Raw genomic sequence first — 17,896 nt, forward strand, 5'->3', positions numbered from 1 at the left:
ATGTTTTTCACTGCACGGCGCGCCTTGCTGGCGTGCGCCGCGGCCGCCGCATGGCTGAACGCCGCTCCCGCCCTCGCCGACACCGCCTGGCCCGACAAGCCCGTGCGGCTGATCGTTCCGTACACGCCCGGCGGCGCCACCGACATCGTGGCGCGGCTCGTCGCGCAGAAGCTCTCCGACGACACCAGGTGGACCTTCATCGTCGACAACCGCGCGGGCGGCAACGGCAACATCGGCATGGACGTGGTGGCCAAGGCCAAGCCCGACGGCTACACCATCGGCCTGGGCCAGACCGCCAACCTCGCGATCAACCCGACGCTGTTCCCGAAGATGCCCTACGACGCGCTGAAGGACCTGGTGCCGGTGTCGGTGGTGGCCTCGCAGCCCGTGGTGCTGGTGGTGCGCGCCGACGCGCCGTTCAAGTCGCTGGCCGACCTGGTCGCCGCCGCGAAGGCGAAGCCGGGCGAGATCAGGCAGGCGCTCGCGGGCACCGGCACGCTGGGCCACATGGCCGGCGAGGTGCTTGCAAAGCGCGCGGGCTTCAAGGTGCTCAACGTGCCGTACAAGGGCGCCGCGCCCGCCATCACCGACCTGCTCGGCGGCCAGACCGACTACATGTTCGCCACGCCGCAGGGCGCGCTCGCGATGGTGAAGGGCGGCAAGCTGCGCGCGCTGGCCGTCACCTCGGCCAAGCGCCTGCCGGTGATGCCCGAGGTGCCCACCGTGGGCGAGAGCTACAAGGGCTTCGAGGCGGTGGACTGGAAGGCGCTCGTGGCGCCGGCAGGCACGCCAGCCGACATCGTGAAGAAGCTCAGCGCCGCGGTCGACAAGGCGCTGGCCAAGCCCGCGACCATCTCGCAACTGCTGGCCGAAGGCAGCACGCCTGTCGGAGGCAGCGCGGAGCAGGCGGCGCAGTACATCAAGGCCGAGCACGCGCGCTGGGGCGCGGCGGTGCGCGAGGCGGGCGTGCGGCCCGAGTAGGCGCCCTCCGGGCGGCGGGCGATATAGTTCCCGCCCCATGGACCGCCTGAAGCAACTCGAATCCTTCGTCTCGGTCGCGACCCGCGGCAGCCTCACCGCCGCGGCCAAGGCCGAGGGCGTGGCGCCCGCGATCATGGGGCGCCGGCTCGATGCGCTGGAAGAGCGGCTGGGCGTCAAGCTGCTGGTGCGCACCACGCGCCGCATCACGCTCACGCACGAGGGCAGCGCCTTCCTCGAGGACTGCCAGCGCCTCCTTGCCGAATTCGCGAATGCCGAAGCCAGCGTGAGCGCCGGCGGCCTCAAGGCCAGCGGCCACCTGCGCGTGACCGCGCCGGCCGGCTTCGGCCGCCGCCACGTCGCGCCGCTGGTGCCGCGCTTCCATGCGCTGCATCCGGAAGTGACCATTTCGCTGAACCTCAGCGACCGCGTGGTCGACGTCACCGGCGAGAGCTTCGACTGCGCGGTGCGCGTGGGCGACCTGCCCGATTCCTCCCTCGTGAGCGTGCGGCTCGCCGACAACCGCCGCCGCTGCGTCGCCACGCCGGAGTTCGTGCGCCGCCACGGCATGCCGAAGCACCCGGGCGAGCTCTCGCGCTTCGCCTGCCTCACGCTGTCGAGCGACGCCTCGCAGACGCGCGGCTGGGCCTTCCGCATCGTCAACGAAGAGGGCAACCAGGAGCTGATCCACCTGCGACCGAGCGGCCCGCTCGACTGCTCCGACGGCCAGGTGCTGCACGACTGGTGCCTCGCCGGCCACGGCATCGCCTGGCGCAGCACCTGGGAGGTCGAGGCCGAGATCGACGCCGGCCTGCTCGTGCCCCTGCTCGACGAGTACGCCGCGCCGCCCAACGGCATCTACGCGGTGTTCGCGGGCGCCAAGCACATGCCGCTGCGGGTGCGACTGTGGCTTGATTTCCTCAAGGAGCAATACGGAAATCCGGAATTCTGGGGAGGAAGGGCCTGAGCTCGCCTAGCGGCTGCACAATCTGTTCACATTTGAAATTTCGTTGATACGCTCCCCACGCTGACAGCGATCGAGGTCTTTCGCGGAACACCGAGGAACCGGCTTTGCCGGGCCTCAGGTGTTGCCCCCGGTAGGGGGGTGGCGAAGCGACACGAAGTGCGCGCAGCCTGGGGGCGAGCTACCTTGAAAGCCATCGATGACGCTCGAAGCCATCCTCGCGTACCTGCACTTGCTCGCCATCCTGACGATGGTGGTGTTCATTTCCAGCGAAGCGGCGCTGTGCCGCGTGCAGTGGCTCAATGCGGCTGTGGTCGAGCGGCTTGCCAAGGTCGACATGGTCTACGGCATCGCCGCCATCGCGGTGCTCGCCACCGGCATCGCGCGCACCTGGTGGGGCGTGAAGGGCACGGCCTGGTACTGGACCAACCCGCTGCTGCACGTGAAGCTGGGGCTCTTCATCATCGTGGGCGTGCTGTCGATCTTCCCGACGCTGACCTACTTCCGCTGGCGCAAGACGCTGCGCGCCACCGGCAAGCTGCCGGCCGAGGCCGACATCCTCAAGACGCGCAAGCTGGTGATGATCCAGGCGCACCTGATCGCGCTGATCCCGCTGGTGGCGGTGTTCCTGGCCCGGGGTTTCGGCAAGTAGGCGCAACATGGGACGCGCCGGCATTCAGCTCCTGTTTGCCGGCACCATCTTCAGCAGCGCGTTCCTGCTGTTCCTGGTCCAGCCGCTGATCGCGAAGCAGATCCTCCCGTGGTTCGGCGGCTCGGCCGCGGTGTGGTCGGTCTGCATGGTGTTCTTCCAGGTGGTGTTGCTCGCGGGGTACGCGTATTCCGACTGGGTGGCACGCCATCTGCGCATGCGGGCGCAGGCCGTGCTGCATGTGGCGCTGCTCGTCGCCAGCCTGGCTTTTCTTCCGATCGTGGTGGGTGCGCAGTGGAAGCCGACCGGCGCCGAAGACCCGGCCTGGCGGATCCTGGGCCTGCTGCTCGGCACCATCGGCCTGCCGTATTTCCTGCTTTCCACCACCGGGCCGCTGGTGCAGTCGTGGGTGGCGCGCACGCCGTGGGGCACGAAGGTGTACCGGTACTTCTCGCTGTCGAACCTGGCCTCGCTGCTGTCGCTGCTGAGCTATCCGGTGCTGATCGAGCCGTTCAGTGCGCTGCGGCAGCAGGCGCATGGATGGTCGTGGGGCTACGGCGCGTTCGTTTTGCTGTGCGCGGGCACGACGCTGTACATGGCGCGGCGGTTGCCGGGCGAGGTCGTGCCGCAGCAGCCGGACGGCCAGGCTGCCGCGCCGGACAATCCGCCGCGCCTTGCCGACTACCTGCTGTGGCTCGCGCTGCCGGCGCTGGCCTCGTGGCTGCTGCTGGCCGTGACGAACCACATCACCCAGAACGTCGCAGCGGTGCCCTTCCTGTGGGTGCTGCCGCTGTCGCTGTACCTGCTGACTTTCATCCTGTGCTTCGAAAGCGACCGCTGGTACCGGCGCGGCGTGTTCCTGCCGCTGGCCGCCGCCCTGCTGTTGCTGTGCGCGTTCGGGCTTCGGCACTGGATCGGCGGCGACGTGCGCATCGCGCTGCCGCTGTATGTGTCGGGACTGTTCGTGCTGTGCATGTTCCTGCACGGCGAAACCGCGAGGCTGCGGCCGGGGCCGCGCCATCTCACGCGCTTCTACCTGATGCTGTCCCTCGGCGGGGCGCTGGGCGGCGTGACGGTCGGGCTGGTCGCGCCGCATGTGCTGGTGGCGTACTACGAACTGGGGCTCGGCCTGATGCTGACCGCGCTGGCCGGCGCCGCCGTGCTGCGCAGGCGCGTTTGGCTGCGGGTCGCCTGCGTGGCACTGGCCGCCTGCTGCGCCTTCTTCCTGTTGCTGCAGATCGGCAACGACCGCTCGGACGCACGCCGCCTGCAGCGCAACTTCTACGGGGCGCTGCTCGCGTACGACACGATTCTCGACCCGCCCTCCGAAAGCCTGCGCCAGCTGGCGCACGGCTCGGTCAAGCACGGCGCGCAGTTCATGGACCCCGCGCGGCGGCGCGAGCCCACCACCTATTACGGCGAGACCTCGGGTATCGGCCTCGCGATCGCGGCGGCGCCCGAAGGGCCGCGCCGCGTGGGCCTGATCGGGCTGGGGGCCGGCACGCTCGCGACCTACGGCCGCGCAGGCGACGTCTACCGCTTCTACGAGATCAATCCGCAGGTGTTCGAGATGGCGGACAAGGAATTCAGCTTCCTGCGCGACAGCGCCGCGCGCATCGAACGTGTGCTCGGCGATGCCCGGCTGGCGCTGGAGCGCGAGCCGTCGCAGGGCTTCGACGTGCTCGCGGTGGATGCCTTCTCGGGCGACTCCGTGCCCGTCCACCTGCTCACGGCCGAGGCGATGGATGCGTACCTGAGGCATATGAAGCCCGACGGCGTGATCGCCTTCCACGTGACCAACCGCTTCCTGGCGCTGGCGCCCGTGGTCGCGAAGGTGGCCGAGGCGCGCGGGCTGCACGCGGTGCTGGTGCACGACGAGGCGGAGCAGGCCGATTGGCTGAATCGCACCGACTGGGTGCTGGTCGCGCGCGATCCGCGGGTGCTGGCGCGCGAGCCGGTGGGGGAGGCCGCCGCTGCCATCGCCACGCAGCCGGGGCAGCGGCCCTGGACCGACGACTTCAACAACCTGCTCGGCGCGCTGAAGTAGAGGGCTGGCGGGAGGGCGGGCGGCCGCGCAAAAGAAAAGGCCCGCGTGAAGCGGGCCTCTTTCATGGATGTCGGTCCGGCGTGGCTAATCAGGCCTTGGCTTCCTTCTCGCACTTCTTCATGAAGCTGTTCTTGGCGGCGCCGGCCAGCGGCTTGCCGTTCTTGTCCATGGCCTTGGCGGCACAGGCGGGAGCCGCTGCGGCCTTGGTTTCCTTCTCGCACTTCTTGATGGAGCTGGCCTTGGCGGCGCCGGCCAGGGCCTTGCCGTTCTTGTCGACGGCCTTGGCTTCGCAGGTCGCGCCGGCAGCAGGGGCTGCTGCGGGTGCAGCGGCAGCGGCGGGGGCTGCAGCCGGAGCGGGAGCCTTGTCTTGAGCCTGTGCGGCGCCGAAGGAAAGGCAGGCACCGAGTGCAAGCAGGGAAAGGAGCTTCTTCATGGTGATATGTCCTCGCAAGATTGAGTTGTGACAGGTTCCCCGCCTCGGGGCCGACCATCGTAACGGGCCAAGGCAACGATCGGATGACCATCGTCAACAGCGCCCGGGTTTGCCCCCGGTAAAATTCACGGATGCTATTGGTCAAACAGGAGCTGCTCGCGGCGCTCGCGAACACGCTCGAATCCCTCTCGCCCGGCGCCGGCTCCAAGGCCGCGTTCGAGTCGCCCAAGATGGCCGCGCACGGCGATTTCGCCTGCACGGCCGCGATGCAGCTCGCCAAGCCGCTGGGGCGCAAGCCCCGCGAACTGGGCGAGGAACTGAGCGCCGCGCTGCTCGCCACCCCCGCGTTCGCCCAGTGGGTCGACGCCATCGAGATCGCCGGGCCCGGCTTTCTCAACATCCGGCTGAAGACGGCGGCCAAGCAGCAGATCGTGCGCGAGGTGCTGTCGGCCGCGAATACTTTCGGTCAACAGCCGGCCACCGGCGAGAAGGTGCTGGTCGAGTTCGTCTCGGCCAACCCGACCGGTCCGCTGCACGTCGGCCACGGCCGCCAGGCCGCGCTCGGCGACGCCATCTGCAACCTGCGTGCCTCGCAGGGCGAGAGCGTGTGGCGCGAGTACTACTACAACGACGCCGGCGTGCAGATCCAGACGCTGGCCAACAGCACGCAGCTGCGCGCCCGCGGCTTCAAGCCCGGCGACGCCGAATGGCCCAGCGGCGAGAAGGCGCCTGCATACAACGGCGACTACATCGCCGACATCGCGGCCGACTTCAAGGCGAAGAAGACCGTCAAGTCGGAAGACCGCGAAGTCACCGCCAGCGGCGACATCGAGGACATCGACGCCATCCGCGAGTTCGCCGTGGCCTACCTGCGCCGCGAGCAGGACCTGGATCTGCAGGCCTTCCGCGTGCGCTTCGACCAGTACTACCTGGAGTCCAGCCTCTACACCAGCGGCCGCGTCGATGCAGCGGTGCGCAAGCTCGTGGCCGCCGGCAAGACCTACGAGCAGGACGGCGCGCTGTGGCTGAAGTCGACCGACTACGGCGACGACAAGGACCGCGTGATGAAGAAGCAGGACGGCACGTACACGTACTTCGTGCCCGACGTCGCGTATCACATCGCCAAGTGGGAGCGCGGCTTCCACAAGGTCATCAACATCCAGGGCACCGACCACCACGGCACCATCGCCCGCGTGCGCGCCGGCCTGCAGGCCGCCGGCGAGGGCATCCCCGAGGGCTACCCCGACTACGTGCTGCACACCATGGTGCGCGTGATGAAGGGCGGCGAAGAGGTCAAGATCAGCAAGCGCGCGGGCAGCTACGTCACGCTGCGCGACCTGATCGAGTGGACCAGCACCGATGCCGTGCGCTTCTTCCTGCTGAGCCGCAAGCCCGACACCGAGTACACCTTCGACGTCGACCTCGCGGTGACGAAGAACAACGACAACCCGGTCTACTACGTGCAGTACGCCCACGCGCGCATCTGCTCGGTGCTGGCCGGCTGGGGCGGCGACGCCGCCGCGCTCAAGGACGTCGACCTGTCGCCGCTGGAAAGCCCGGCCGCCCAGGCGCTGATGCTGCTGCTGGCCAAGTACCCGGCCATGCTGACCGCCGCGTCGAAGGACTTCGCCCCGCACGACGTCACCTTCTACCTGCGCGAACTGGCCGCCAGCTACCACAGCTACTACGACGCCGAGCGCATCCTGGTCGACGACGAAAAGGTCAAGCTGGCCCGCCTCGCGCTGGTCGCCGCGACCGCGCAGGTGCTGCACAATGGCCTCGCGATTCTTGGCGTCAGTGCGCCGAGCAAGATGTGAACTCTCTCACCATGAAGAAGACAACCAGACAACGCGGCAACATCGTCATCGGCCTGATCATCGGGCTGGTGCTCGGCCTGGGCGTCGCGCTGGGCATTGCGGTCTACGTGACCAAGGTGCCGATCCCGTTCGTGACCAAGACGCAGCGCGGCGGCGCCGAGCAGGACGAGGCCGAGGCCCGCAAGAACCGCGACTGGGATCCGAACGCGCCGCTGGCCGGCAAGGCCGGCGCAGCCAAGCCGGCGGCACCCGCCACCCCGACCGGCCCTGTCAATCCCGTCACCGGCGAGCCGGCCACTGGCACCACCGCCGTGGCCCCGGCCACCGCATCGCCCAACACCGCGCCGCCGGTGCCCGTGGTGGTGGCGCCCAAGCCGCGCACCGCGCCGGTGCCGGCCGAGGCCAATGCCCTGCCGCCGTCGAACGATCCGCTGGGCGACCTGGCCCGGGCGCGATCGGGCAGCGTTTCCGGCTCCGGCAGCACGACCACCGCTTCGGCCGCGCCGAGCAGCAGCGGCAGCAGCTCCGGCCCCGATCCGTTCATGTACTTCGTGCAGGCCGGCGCCTTCCGTACCACCGAGGACGCCGAGGCGCAGCGCGCCAAGCTGTCGCTGATGGGCGTCGAGGCCAAGGTCACCGAGCGCGAGCAGGCGGGCCGCACCGTGTATCGCGTGCGCGCCGGCCCCTTCAACAAGAAGGACGACGCCGACCGCCTGAAGGAGCGGCTCGACGGCGGCGGCATGGATTCGGCGCTGGTCCGCGTGCAGCGCTGACCGGCCCTTACCCGGCGCAGGCTGGCCGGCAACCGACACGAATAGCCCCCAAACTTCGCCGTGCGGCATTTGCCGCCACCATCCACAGCCTCGGGCGCGCCGGATGCGGGGGAACTCCCCGCCGCGCGCCGGCTCAGTCTGCCGTAATAACTGGAGAGCTCTTTCAATGAAACGTCGTGACTTTTCGCTGGCCGCCACTTCGCTCGGGCTGCTGTCCCTGACCGCCAACCAGGCCCACGCCCAGGCGCGCGTGCCCAAGGCCGGCTCCGAGTACCTGGTGCTCGACAAGCGCGTGCCGGTCGACGCGCCCGCCGGCAAGATCGAGGTGGTCGAGTTCTTCTCGTACAACTGCCCGCACTGCAACGACTTCGAGCCGTCGCTGGAAGCCTGGATCAAGACGGCGCCGAAGGAAGTCGCCTTCCGCCGCATCCCGGTGCCCTTCGTGGGCAACGACGTCGAGGCCAAGCAGCGCCTGTACTACACGCTGGAAGCCATGGGCAAGGTCGACGAGTACCAGCCGAAGGTGTTCAACGCGATCCACGCGCAGCGCCAGAACGTGAACGGCGACGCCAACATCATCGCCTGGGCCACCGCCAACGGCCTGGATGCCGCCAAGTTCAAGGAAACCTTCACCTCCTTCGGCGTGGCCAGCAAGGCCAAGCGCGCCTCGCAGATGACCGACTCCTACAAGGTGGCCGGCGTGCCCGCGATGGCCGTCGCAGGCCGCTGGTACGTGGACGGCGAAACCGCCGGCAACATGACCAAAGTGCTTCAGGTCGTGAACTATTTGATCGGCGAAGCTAAAAAGGGCTGACCCCCAGGCTTCGCGCACTTCGTGTCGCTTCTCCTACCCCCTTGCAGGGGGCAACACCTGCGGCCCGGCGGAGCCGGTTCCGCGGTGTTCCCGGAAGGGAATCCGGGAGGAAGTCAAGCCCGCTTCGGCGGGCTTTTTCATCTGTGCGTGCGGGGCTGACGCAATCAGCCGCATACAATGCCGAGCAAGTTTCGTGCCTCTATGACATTGCACTCTTACCCCACCACCCCCTTCCTCCGTCGCATCGGTCGCCTGGCCGCCGGCGCGCTGTTGCTGGCCGGCCTCGCTTCGGGCGCCCTGGCCGAGACCGCCGACCGCTCCAAGCCGATGAACATCGAGTCGGACTCGATGCGCTACGACGACCTGAAGCAGACGAGCGTGTTCACCGGCAACGTTTTGGTGACAAAGGGCACGATCATCATCCGCGGCGCGCGGCTGGACGTGCGCCAGGACGCCGAGGGCTACCAGTACGGCGTGGTCACGGCGGCGCCCGGCAAACGGGCCTATTACAAGCAGAAGCGCAACGCTCCTGACGAGTGGATCGAGGGCGAGTCGGAAGTCATCGAGTACGACAGCCGCGCCGACAACGTCAAGTTCATCCGCAACGCCACCATGCGCCGCCTGCTCGGCGCCACGCCGAACGACGAGAGCCAGGGCGCACTGATCGTCTACGACCAGAGCAACGACACCTACACCGTCAACGGCTCCACCGTGCCGCCGAACACCGCCGTCAACGCCTCGGCCCCCGGCGGACGCGTCAGGACCATCCTGACCCCCAAGGCCGCGACCGCCACCGCGCCCGCTGCCGGCGCCTCGGCCCCGGCCGGCGCGAAGGCTCCGCCGCCGGCGCCCACCCCGGCACCCGGCAAGGGCCTGCGCCAGAGCACCACGCTCGGCAGTGACCAGGGAGATACCCGCAAGTGATCGAATCCGCAGGAACGCAGGACGCCAACGGCGCACCGGGCAGCCGCCTGGTCGCGCGCGGCCTGAAGAAGAGCTACGGCAGCCGCACGGTCGTGAAAGACGTCTCGCTCGACGTGCAGAAGGGCGAAGTCGTCGGGCTGCTCGGGCCGAATGGCGCAGGCAAGACCACCTCGTTCTACATGATCGTGGGACTGGTGCGCGCCGATGCCGGCGACATCACCATCGACGGCGAGCCCATCGCCCACATGCCGATCCACCGCCGCGCTCGCATGGGCCTGAGCTACCTGCCGCAGGAAGCCTCGATCTTCCGCAAGCTCACGGTCGAGGAAAACGTGCGCGCCGTGCTCGAGCTCCAGATGGAGCCCGACGCGAACGGCAAGATGGCCCCGCTGTCGAAGCAGCACATCGAGGAGCGCCTGTCCGAGTTGCTGGCCGACCTGCGCGTCGACCACCTGCGCGATTCGCCCGCGCTCGCGCTGTCGGGCGGCGAGCGCCGCCGCGTCGAGATCGCGCGCGCCCTGGCCACGCAGCCGCGCTTCATCCTGCTGGACGAGCCCTTCGCCGGCATCGACCCGATCGCGGTGATCGAGATCCAGCGGATCATCAGCTTCCTGAAGGAGCGCGGCATCGGCGTGCTCATCACCGACCACAACGTGCGTGAGACGCTGGGCATCTGCGATCACGCGTTCATCATCAGCGACGGGCACGTGCTGGCACAAGGCACGCCTTCGGAGATCGTCGACAACGCCGAGGTACGCAGGGTGTACCTGGGCGAACACTTCCGGATGTAAGGAAGGTCGGGTTCTCCATGAAGCAGGGGCTGTCCCTTCGCGTCTCGCAGCATCTGGCGCTCACGCCGCAGCTGCAGCAGTCCATACGGCTGCTGCAGCTCTCCACGCTCGAACTGAGCCAGGAGGTCGAGCAGATGCTGGACGAGAACCCGTTCCTCGAACGCACGGCGGAAGAGGCCGCGCGCGAGGAGTTCGGGCTCGACACCGCCGACGCCCCGGTGCCACGCGACGAAGGCGGTGAGGGCGAGAGCGACTTCGCTTCGTCGGCCCCCAGCGCATCCACCAGTTCCACCGAAACCGCCGCCAGCACGGCCGACTCCGAAGGCCCCACCGCCGACGTCGCCGAGCGCGAGCCCGACTGGGAAGGCGACGGCACCGTCGACATGGCGCCCGACGACAGCGAATGGGGCAGCGACGCCCCCGCGCGCCAGAACAACCTGGGCGACGACGAACGTGCCGACGCCACCGAACTCGCGCGCAGCCAGGAGTCGCTGCAGTCCTTCCTGCACCGCCAGGCGCTGAGCCTGCGGCTCGACAAGAACGACAGCGCCGCGCTGCGCTTTCTCATCGAATCGCTCAACGACGACGGCTACCTCGAAGACTCGCTGCCCGCGCTGGCCTCGGGCCTGGCCGGCGACGACAACGACCAGTTCGACGACCTCGTGCATCACTTCCAGGTGGCGCTCGGCCTGCTGCAGAGCCTGGAGCCCGCCGGCGTCGGCGCGCGCGACCTCGGCGAGTGCCTGAGCATCCAGCTGCGCGCCATGGCCAGCGAGGACGAGACCGAGGAAGAAGAACTGGTCCGCAAGACCGCCATCGCCGTCTGCAAGCAGCCCATGGAGCTGCTCGCGCGCCGCGACTTCAAGCGCCTTGCCACGCTCACCCGCAGCAGCGAGGAGCTGGTGCGCTCGGCGCTGCAGATCATCGCGCGGCTGGAGCCCAAGCCGGGTCGCAGCTTCGTGGACGTCGAGCGCAACATCGTCATTCCCGACGTGATCGTCACCAAGACCGGGCGCGGCACGAACGTGAAGTTCCGCGTCATGCTCAACCCCGAGGTGATGCCGCGCCTGCGCGTGCACGACATCTACGCCGGCGCGCTCAAGTCGCACAAGGGCGAGGGCAGCCAGGCGCTGTCGCAGCGGCTGCAGGAGGCGCGCTGGTTCATCAAGAACATCCAGCAGCGCTTCGACACCATCCTGCGCGTGAGCAACGCCATCGTCGAGCGGCAGAAGAGCTACTTCGTGCACGGCGAGCTCGCGATGCGCCCGCTGGTGCTGCGCGAGATCGCCGACGAGTTGGGCCTGCACGAATCCACCATCTCGCGGGTGACCACCGCCAAGTACATGGCCACGCCCTTCGGCACGGTCGAGCTCAAGTACTTCTTCGGCTCGGCGCTGGGCACCGAGACCGGCGGCAATGCGTCGAGCACCGCGGTGCGCGCGCTCATCAAGCAGTTCGTGGGTTCGGAGAGCGTGAAGAAGCCGCTGTCGGACAGCCAGATCTCGGAGATGCTGAAGGAGCAGGGCATCGAGTGCGCGCGCCGCACCGTGGCCAAGTACCGCGAAGCGCTGCGCATCGCTCCCGCCAACCTTCGCAAGGCTCTGTAGAAAGCTGCCGATGACCTGTCGCCTGCTGTCGCGTTGTGGGCTCTGGGTCTTCGTCATGGCGGCATTGCTGCTCACCGGCTGCGCCACCTTGCCCGACGAGGCGCCGCGCACGCCCACCAAGGCCATGGCCGTCTCGGCCGACACCGCCCTCGGCAAGATCGCGCTGGCCTCCCAGCCCGATCCCGACCTGAGCGGCTTCCGCCTGATGCCCGGCGGCGACTTCGCCTTCGACACCCGCATCCAGCTCGCCCGCCGCGCGCAGCGCACGCTCGACGTGCAGTACTACCAGATCGAGAACGACGAGACCGGCCGCTACCTGCTGCGCACCCTGCGCGACGCCGCCCTGCGCGGCGTGCGCGTGCGGCTGCTGATGGACGACCTCTACACATCCGGCGAAGACGAGCTGCTGCTCGGCCTCGCCGCCACGCCCAACGTGGAGCTGCGCCTGTTCAACCCCTTCCCGGCCGGGCGCGGCAGCCTGCTGAAGCGCTTCACCGCCTCGCTCTTCGACTTCAGCCGCGTCAACCGCCGCATGCACAACAAGCTGTTCATCGCCGACGGCGCGATGGCGGTGGCGGGCGGGCGCAACATCGGCAACCAGTATTTCAGGCGCACGGCGGGCGAGAACTTCATCGACCTCGACACCTTCGTCACCGGTGCGCTGGTGCCGCGGCTGGGCAGCCTGTTCGACCAGTACTGGAACAGCGTCTACGTGCGGCCGATCCAGTCGGTGGCGAGCAGTGCCTTGTCACGCGAGGAGCTGCAGAAGCGCTTCGACGCCGCCACCGGTCCTGACACCACGCCGCCGCCGCCCAAGCCCGCGCCGAACGACCTGCTCGGCTACAGCCCGATGGCGGAAGACCTGGATGCCGGCAAGCTCGGCCTGATCTGGACCACCGCCGAGGCCTATGCCGATTCGCCCGAACGCGTGATCGGCAAGACGGCCTCCTATGGCGGCGTGCCGCTGCTCGACGTCGACAGCGTGCGCTACAACGTCGTCGAGCAGATGCGCCGCGCCCGCTCGGAGGTGACCATCGTCTCTCCCTACCTGATCCCGGGGGCTTCCGGGCTCGACGTGATGCGCGAGATCCGCGGGCGCAACGTGAAGATCAGCGTAGTCACCAATTCGCTCGCCGCGACCGACGAGCCGCTGGTGCACACCGCCTACCGCCGCTACCGGCCCGACATGCTCAAGCTGGGCGCCGACCTCTACGAGCTGAGCACCAACCGCACCCGGCGCAGCGTGCGGCTCGGCCTCTTCGGCACCTCGGTAGGCCGGCTGCATGCCAAGTCGGCGGTGATCGACCAGCGCATCCTCTTCGTCGGTTCGATGAATTTCGACCCGCGCTCGGAGTCGCACAACACCGAGATCGGCCTCTTCATCCGCAGCCCCGAGATGGCGCAGCAGGCGCTGAAACTCATCGACGTGCTCAAGCAGCAGGGCGCCTACCGGCTGCGCTTTGCCGAGGGCAGCAACGAGTCGCGCATCGAATGGGTCAGCGACGACGCCGGCAAGCTCACCGTGCTGACCGAGGAGCCAGACTCCAGCTTCTGGGACCGAACCATGCTCGAGATACTGGCGCCGCTGACGCCGGAAAGCCTGCTCTGAGCCCTGCCGCTCAGTGGCCGTCGTGCACGGCCGACCACACGAGCCGCAGCCCCAGCAGGCCCATCACGCCGCCTGCCGAGCGGTCGATCCAGACCTTGTAGCGCAGGTAGGCCGAGCGCGGCGCCGCCGAGGACAGTGCCAGCGCCACGATGGCGTACCACCCCGTCTCGATGCAGAAGATGACCGCCGGCACCGCCAGCGCCAGCACCAACGGCACCTCGCGCGGCAGGAAGGCCGCGAAGATGCTCGCGTAGACCACCGCGGTCTTCGGGTTGCTGACCTGCGTGGCGAGGCCCAGCAGGAAGGTGCGCCTGCCGCGGCCCTGCGGACGCTGCGAAGGGTCAGCGGCCTCCTGCGCCACGGCCAGCGGCTGCCGCGCGCCGCGCCAGATGCGGATGCCCAGGTAGACGAGGTAGGCGCCGCCCAGCCCCTTGATCGCCAGGTACAGCGCCGGCACCGCAAGGAACGCTGCCTGCAGCCCTGCGAGCGCCGCGATCGCGAAGACCAGCCCGCCCGCTCCCATGCCCAGTGCCGCCGCAAGGCCGTCGGCACGCGAGGTCACGGCGGTGCGCGCCACCATCACGAAGCTGGGGCCCGGGCTCATGGCGCCCACGGTCATGGCGCCGGCGATGCCGAGGAGGGCGAGGGTGGTGTCCATCATGTTGTTGTCTCCTGCATCCGTGTCACTGCACGTTGACCGCCTCGACCTGCACCAGCAGCCTCACCTTGTTCTCAAAGCCGAAGTTCAGCCCCCAGGTGATGCCCCAGTCGCTGCGCTCCACGGTTGTCTCGAAGTCGCCGCCGCACACCTGTCGGTTGATCAGCGGGCTCAGGTAGCAGTTGAAGCGCACGGCCTTCAGCGTCACGGGGCGGGTCTGGCCCATCAGCGTGAGCTTGCCGGGCACGTCGACCACCTTGTCGCCGGAGAACTCGATGCGGTCGGCCACGAAGCGGCCGGTCGGAAACTCCGCCACGTTGAAGAAGTCCTTGCTCTGCACGTGGCGGTTGAGCAGGTCGACGCCGGTGTTGATGGAGCTGATGTCCATCGTGATGTCGACCTTGCCGCTGTTGCCGCTGCCGTCGATCTGCACGGAGCCGTCCTTGGTGCTGAAGCGCCCCCGGTTGGTGGTGGTGCCGTAGTGGCCCATCTCGTACATCACGAAGGTGTGGGTGGGGTCGATCACGTAGTTGGCGTTCTTCGCCGGCCCGCCCGCGGGCTTGGCGGAGGCTGCCGGCGCGAATTCCGAGGGCAGCGGTTGTTGCGCCGTGGCGCCGGTGAACACGGCGGCCGACAGGGCCGCGGCAAGAAGAAGCTTTTTCATGGCGTTGGTCGTATGGGTCATGAAAGAGAAAAACGGATGAAGGAGGGCGGGCGGACCAAGCAGATCACAGCGGCCCGAGGCCGGCCAGCGTGAACCTGAAGCGCACCTGCACCTCGTTGCCGACCATCGAGGTGTCGGTCCATTCGCCGTCGCCCACCTTGTAGTCGAGCCGCTGGATCGTAAGGCTTCCGGTGACCACCGCGTAGTTGCCGCCGGGCGCCGGCGCGATGCTGACGGGCACCGTCACGTTTTTCGACGTGCCCTTGATGGTGAGCTTGCCCGCCATCTCGAACCTGCCCTCGCCCAGCGCCTTGATCGCGCTCGACTGGAAGCTCGCTTGCGGGAAGTGCGCAGCGTCGAACCACGGCTGCTTGGGCAGCTCGGCGTCGCTCATCGGAACGCCGAAGCCGGCGCTGGCCGTGTCGATCTGCAGCACGATGCTGCCGCCCTCGGGCTTCTTCGGATCGAAGGCGACGTGCGCGTCGAACTTCTTGAAGGTGCCTTCCACCGGTACGCCCATCTGCTTGCTGACGAAGACGATCTGGCTCTTGTCGGCAACGAGCTTCGCGGCCGGGGGCTCCGCGCCGGCCGGCAGCGCCATGGCCAGGGCCAGCGCCGGGGTGAACAGCGGGAGTTTCATCTTCATCGTCATCGAGCTGATTCCTGGCGTGGCGCGGGCCACATGCGTTTCAGAAGACCGTCGCGGTCGATCCAGTGATGCTTGAGCACCGCCACCACGTGCAGCAGCGTGACGCCCGCCAACGCGAAGGCGCAGTTGCGGTGCAGCGGCTGCAGCACCGCCTCGGCGAAGTCGTGGTCGACCGGCACGAAGTCGGGCAGCTGCAGCACGCCGAACCACGCGACGGGCATGCCCATGGCCGAGCTGTAGGCCCACCCGGTCAACGGCACCGCAAAGAACAGCAGGTACATCAAGGTGTGGCTGATGCGGTAGCTCGCCAGCTGCAGGCGCGATACGCCCCGCGGCAGCGCCGGCGGGCGATGCCCCAGCCGCCACAGCAGCCGCAGCGCCGACAGCGCGAGGATCGTGACGCCGGCCCACTTGTGCCAGCTGTAGATTTTCAGCCGCAGCGGCGAGAACGGCAGTCCGGTCATGTAGAGCCCCACGCCGAAGGAGCCGACGATCAGCACCGCCAGCAGCCAGTGCAGCGTGATCGCGAACGGGTCGTAGCGCGGGCCGGGTGGGTCGGCGGCGAGAGGGGAGGAAGGCGTGTCGGTGGACATCGGGGCAGGGCTGGCGGCCTGTGCGCGGAGCATATCCCGGAAGCGATGACAGCACGGGCCGTGCCAGCTCCCGCGTCAGCCCTGTGCCGGATGCACCGGATGCGCCCGGGGCACCCGCTGCGCTCCCAGCAGCACCCGTCGCAGCTCCTCGGGCTGCACCGGCTTGCGCAGCGCATGCCAGCCGCGCTCGGTGGCGAGCCGCTGGGTGGCTTCGTTGATGTCGGCCGAGATCAGCGCGATCGCCAGCGAGGGCTTCTGCCGCTGCAGCTTCTCGGCCAGCGCGATGCCGTCGAGCGCGCCCGGCAGGCGGATGTCGCACAGCGCCGCGTCGAGCGCGTGCAGGTCGGCCAGCGCCAGCGCCTCGGCTGCGCTGGCATAGACGCGCGGCTCCACCTCCCACTGCTGCAGCAGCGCGGAGAGGCTGTCGGCCACCACCGCGTTGTCTTCCACCACCAGCACGGCGAGACCGGGGCGCAGCGCGTGCGCGGCGTCGGCGCCCGTGCCGTCGTGCCTCGCCGCGGAAGCGTCAGGCCGCGCGGCCACCTCCGCGCCCGCCGGCGCGGCGGGCAGCTCGAAGCTGAACACCGACCCCCGCCCCGGCGCCGAGCGCAGCGACACCTCGATGCCGAGCTGCGCCGCCAGCCGCCGCACGATCGCCAGGCCCAGGCCGTGGCCGCGCTGCAGGTTGCGCTCGACGTTGCCGATCTGCTCGAAGTCGTCGAACACGCGCTGCTGCGCCTCGGCCGCGATGCCGATGCCGCTGTCGCGCACTTCCACGCGCCACGCCAGGCCGGTGCCGCGCCGTCGCGCCCGCACCGCCAGCAGCACGCGCCCGCGCGGCGTGAACTTGACGGCGTTGTCGACCAGGTTGGCGAGCACGCGGCGCAGCGACACCGTGTCGCTCCAGGCAATTGCGCCGCCCGGGCAGCGCACCAGCACCCGGCCGTCGCCCGCCTGCCGGGCCAGCTCCTGCAGCAGCGGCGCCAGCGCCACGGCCGTCGGGCGCAGCGGGTCGACGGCGGCTTCGATGCGGCCGATTTCGAGCAACTGGTTGGTCAGCCCCTCCAGCGCCTGCTGTGCGCGCGCCAGCGAGTCCACCGTGTGCTGAACCGCCACCATGTCCGCGCCGTTGTTCAGCTGCTGGCGCAGCACCTCGGCTTGCAGGCCGATGGCCATCACCGGCTGGCGCAGGTCGTGGTTGGCGGCCGAGAAGAAGCGCAGCCGTTCGGCCTGCGCCTGTTCGGAGGCGCGCAGGCCGGCCAGGGCCTGTTCGCGCAGCTTGTGCTCGTTGAGCCGCAGGCCGATGTTTTCCTCGAGCTGGCGCGAGCGCTCGGCCACCAGCTTCCACATCATCGCGGTCAGGCCGATGCCGATCACGGCCACCGCCGCCATCACCGGGGCGCCCAGCCAGAGGCCGGTGACGATGATCGGCGCCAGCAGCAGCGTGATCGCCAGCTGCGTGGCCGGCGTGTAGAACGACACGGAGAAGGCCGACGACAGCGTCATGCCCATGATGATCACGCCCAGCAGAAGCTGCATGTCGACGCGCCCTGGGTCGAACAGCAGCACCCCGGCCAGCCCGTGCGCCAGCTCCCAGACGGCGGTGCGCAGCGTGTGCTTGCGCTGGGCCTCGCGCAGGCTGGCGGGCGTGAAGGGCTCGGGCAGCCGCTGCGGGAAGAAGCCGCGCATTGCCGTCACGCCGGTGATCAGCGCGATCCACACCAGGGCGCGCGCGAGCGAGAACTGCCAGGCGAAGAGCGCCGCCACGCCGCAGTTCAGCAGGAACTGCACCAGCAGCACCGGCCCGATGGGCTTGATGGACAGCCGCAGCACCTCGCACTGGATCGCGAAGGGGTCGCTGCCGTTGCCGGCGGAGGCCGGTGCGGGCGGAGATGCGTGGGTGGGGGTCATCGGCGAATCGACTAT

At 69.1% G+C, this 17,896-nt stretch carries 17 protein-coding genes; 11 read left to right on the forward strand and 6 right to left on the reverse strand.

Annotated features, from left to right (window positions below):
- The 4 genes from EJO71_RS12440 (at position 1) to EJO71_RS12455 (ending at position 4,638) form a co-directional block, all read left to right on the forward strand.
- Complete coding sequence (locus EJO71_RS12440; RefSeq protein ID WP_125949017.1) at positions 1–981, forward strand: tripartite tricarboxylate transporter substrate binding protein; 981 nt, start codon at positions 1–3, stop codon at positions 979–981.
- A 37-nt stretch (positions 982–1,018) separates the two neighbouring features.
- The gene (locus EJO71_RS12445; protein WP_125949018.1) at positions 1,019–1,945 is read left to right on the forward strand and encodes a LysR family transcriptional regulator; all 927 of its coding nucleotides are present in this window, start codon (positions 1,019–1,021) and stop codon (positions 1,943–1,945) included.
- A gap of 196 nt (positions 1,946–2,141) precedes the next feature.
- Positions 2,142–2,594: a DUF2214 family protein gene (locus EJO71_RS12450; RefSeq protein WP_125949019.1), complete on the forward strand. Its 453-nt coding sequence runs from the start codon at positions 2,142–2,144 to the stop codon at positions 2,592–2,594.
- 7 nt (positions 2,595–2,601) lie between these two features.
- Positions 2,602–4,638: a fused MFS/spermidine synthase gene (locus EJO71_RS12455; RefSeq protein WP_125949020.1), complete on the forward strand. Its 2,037-nt coding sequence runs from the start codon at positions 2,602–2,604 to the stop codon at positions 4,636–4,638.
- Positions 4,639–4,726: 88 nt separating this feature from the next.
- Here EJO71_RS12455 and EJO71_RS12460 read toward each other — a convergent pair whose 3' ends face one another.
- Positions 4,727–5,071 (reverse strand): hypothetical protein, encoded by a 345-nt coding sequence (locus EJO71_RS12460; protein WP_125949021.1) that lies wholly within the window; start codon positions 5,069–5,071, stop codon positions 4,727–4,729.
- 131 nt (positions 5,072–5,202) lie between these two features.
- Between EJO71_RS12460 and argS the strand changes: the two genes are divergently transcribed.
- From argS to EJO71_RS12495, 7 genes are all read left to right on the forward strand, one after another.
- The gene (gene argS / locus EJO71_RS12465) at positions 5,203–6,888 is read left to right on the forward strand and encodes an arginine--tRNA ligase (protein WP_125949022.1); all 1,686 of its coding nucleotides are present in this window, start codon (positions 5,203–5,205) and stop codon (positions 6,886–6,888) included.
- 11 nt (positions 6,889–6,899) lie between these two features.
- Entirely contained in the window at positions 6,900–7,661 is a 762-nt protein-coding gene (locus EJO71_RS12470) for an SPOR domain-containing protein (protein ID WP_125949023.1), read from the forward strand.
- Between the two features lie 166 nt (positions 7,662–7,827).
- On the forward strand, positions 7,828–8,475 hold the full coding sequence (locus EJO71_RS12475) for a thiol:disulfide interchange protein DsbA/DsbL (RefSeq protein WP_125949024.1): 648 nt from the start codon (positions 7,828–7,830) through the stop codon (positions 8,473–8,475).
- A gap of 201 nt (positions 8,476–8,676) precedes the next feature.
- Positions 8,677–9,399: a lipopolysaccharide transport periplasmic protein LptA gene (gene lptA, locus EJO71_RS12480; RefSeq protein WP_125949025.1), complete on the forward strand. Its 723-nt coding sequence runs from the start codon at positions 8,677–8,679 to the stop codon at positions 9,397–9,399.
- Entirely contained in the window at positions 9,396–10,190 is a 795-nt protein-coding gene (gene lptB / locus EJO71_RS12485) for an LPS export ABC transporter ATP-binding protein (protein WP_125949026.1), read from the forward strand. Before lptA ends, lptB begins: the two co-directional genes overlap by 4 nt.
- 17 nt (positions 10,191–10,207) lie before the next feature.
- On the forward strand, positions 10,208–11,797 hold the full coding sequence (gene rpoN / locus EJO71_RS12490; protein WP_125949027.1) for an RNA polymerase factor sigma-54: 1,590 nt from the start codon (positions 10,208–10,210) through the stop codon (positions 11,795–11,797).
- A 10-nt stretch (positions 11,798–11,807) separates the two neighbouring features.
- Complete coding sequence (locus EJO71_RS12495; protein ID WP_125949028.1) at positions 11,808–13,406, forward strand: phospholipase D family protein; 1,599 nt, start codon at positions 11,808–11,810, stop codon at positions 13,404–13,406.
- A 10-nt stretch (positions 13,407–13,416) separates the two neighbouring features.
- On the opposite strand, the gene EJO71_RS12500 is transcribed toward EJO71_RS12495, so the two are convergent.
- The 5 genes from EJO71_RS12500 to EJO71_RS12520 all read right to left on the reverse strand — a co-directional run bounded on the left by EJO71_RS12500 (position 13,417) and on the right by EJO71_RS12520 (position 17,881).
- Positions 13,417–14,067 carry a LysE family translocator gene (locus EJO71_RS12500; RefSeq protein WP_125949029.1) on the reverse strand — a complete coding sequence of 217 codons (651 nt, stop codon included), beginning with the start codon at positions 14,065–14,067 and terminating at the stop codon, positions 13,417–13,419.
- Between the two features lie 22 nt (positions 14,068–14,089).
- On the reverse strand, positions 14,090–14,728 hold the full coding sequence (locus EJO71_RS12505; protein WP_125949030.1) for a YceI family protein: 639 nt from the start codon (positions 14,726–14,728) through the stop codon (positions 14,090–14,092).
- Between the two features lie 64 nt (positions 14,729–14,792).
- A complete protein-coding gene (locus EJO71_RS12510; RefSeq protein ID WP_125949031.1) occupies positions 14,793–15,380 on the reverse strand; it encodes a YceI family protein in 588 nt (195 codons plus the stop codon).
- Entirely contained in the window at positions 15,377–15,970 is a 594-nt protein-coding gene (locus EJO71_RS12515; protein ID WP_125949032.1) for a cytochrome b, read from the reverse strand. The genes EJO71_RS12510 and EJO71_RS12515 overlap by 4 nt, the downstream gene beginning before the upstream one ends.
- 75 nt (positions 15,971–16,045) lie before the next feature.
- On the reverse strand, positions 16,046–17,881 hold the full coding sequence (locus tag EJO71_RS12520) for an ATP-binding protein (RefSeq protein ID WP_125949033.1): 1,836 nt from the start codon (positions 17,879–17,881) through the stop codon (positions 16,046–16,048).
- Positions 17,882–17,896: the final 15 nt, after the last annotated feature.

It is taken from the genome of Variovorax sp. 679 (genome assembly GCF_003952185.1).
GTDB lineage: Bacteria > Pseudomonadota > Gammaproteobacteria > Burkholderiales > Burkholderiaceae_C > Variovorax.